This is a genomic window from Actinophytocola xanthii, from assembly GCF_001921205.1.
Lineage (GTDB): Bacteria > Actinomycetota > Actinomycetes > Mycobacteriales > Pseudonocardiaceae > Actinophytocola > Actinophytocola xanthii.
On the sequence record NZ_MSIE01000204.1, the window covers coordinates 1 to 511 of the forward strand.

The window sequence follows — 511 nt, forward strand, 5'->3', positions numbered from 1 at the left end:
CTGCGCCGATGTCGAGGTGTTCACCGTGCTGTCCACACTGCGTGCCCTGGCCCGCCGCATCCAGGCCCTGGAAACCGAGGCCGCCGACCACGAACGCGCCATGCGAACCATCGTGCGCTCCTGGCGACCAGACCTGCTCGACCTGACCGGCGTCGGAGCCATCGTGGCCGCGATCGTGCTCACCGCCTGGTCCCACCCCAGCCGGTGCCGCTCCGAGGCCGCCTTCGCCATGCTCGCCGGCGCCGCCCCGATCCCCGCCTCGTCCGGCAAGACCGTGCGCTACCGGCTCAACCGCTCCGGCAACCGCCAACTCAACCGAGCCCTCCACACCATCGTCCTGTCCCGCCTACGCCACGACCCCGACACCCGCACCTACGCCGACCGACGACGAGCCCAAGGCAAAACCGACCGAGAGATCAAACGCTGCCTCAAGCGCTACATCGCCCGCCAGCTCTACCGCCAACTCGAACAACAACCCACCACAACCACTTGACACACCATAGGAGCGTCG

1 protein-coding gene is annotated in these 511 nt (G+C 68.5%); it reads left to right on the forward strand.

What is annotated here, in order from left to right; all coding sequences use genetic code 11:
* Positions 1-493: transposase (locus tag BU204_RS37935; protein WP_143230072.1), on the forward strand; the 493-nt coding region annotated here is incomplete at its 5' end.
* Between the last annotated feature and the right edge of the window lie 18 nt (positions 494-511).